The sequence below is a fragment of the Treponema sp. R80B11-R83G3 genome (assembly GCF_054786115.1).
Genome location: NZ_BDHF01000275.1, coordinates 1 through 1,037, shown reverse-complemented (window position 1 = coordinate 1,037; position 1,037 = coordinate 1). Strand labels below are relative to the sequence as shown.

The 1,037-nt window shown below is 48.7% G+C and carries 1 protein-coding gene; it reads left to right on the top strand.

The annotated features are described in order from the left end of the window. Nucleotides 1-1,037 (top strand): class I tRNA ligase family protein (locus ACYVRH_RS13275; RefSeq protein WP_461257371.1); only part of this gene is annotated, 1,037 nt, incomplete at both ends.

Below are 1,037 nucleotides of genomic sequence, written 5' to 3'. Positions count from 1 at the left end.
CCGGAAAGGACTATTTAACTGAGCCTTCGGAATGTACAGCTGCGGACGGGTACTCAGTAAATTCCGGCGCCTTTACAGGCCTTCCCACAGAAGAAGCAAAAAAGCGAATCACAAAATGGCTTGAAGAAAAAGGCATTGGCAAACACGCGGTTAATTACAAATTAAGAGACTGGATTTTTTCCCGTCAGCGTTACTGGGGAGAGCCTATCCCCGTCGTGCATTGCGAGAAGTGCGGCATTGTTCCGTTATCTGAGAATGATCTGCCGTTGAGGCTGCCGCAGGTTAAGTCTTACGCGCCTACAGGCACGGGCGAATCTCCGCTTGCGGGAATTGCCGAGTGGGTAAGCACTACCTGCCCTAAGTGCGGCGGAAAAGCAAAAAGGGAAACAAACAAAATGCCGCAATGGGCAGGTTCCTGCTGGTATTACATTCGTTATCTTGACCCGAAAAATGACAAGGCTTTTGTAGCAAAAGATAAAGTTGATTACTGGCTTCCCGTCGATCTGTATATCGGCGGCGTTGAGCATGCGGTGCTTCACCTTTTGTACAGCCGCTTCTGGCACAAAGTGTTGTACGACCTCGGTCTTGTAAATACCGTAGAACCTTTTCAGCGGTTGGTTAATCAGGGAATGATTCTGGGAGAAGACAATCAGAAGATGAGCAAGAGCAGGGGAAATGTAATAAACCCCGATGATATTGTTAAAGAGTACGGGGCTGATTCTTTGCGTGTCTATGAAATGTTCATGGGGCCGCTTGAAGTGAGCAAGCCGTGGAACATGGCGGGAGTTACAGGCGTGTCCCGTTTTCTGGAGCGTCTTTGGGCAATAAGCGAAAAACCTGTAAGTGAGGCAACACCGGGCAGCGAGCAAGCCGGCGGTGCTGAGTTGCAAAAACTCCTTCACCGTACAATTGAAAAGATAACAAAAGACACCGCGACCCTTAATTTTAACACCGCTATCAGCGCAATGATGATCTATTCAACTGAGCTTGCCAAATTGGCTGAAATTCCGCGCGCTTTATGGGAGCCGCTTGTGATA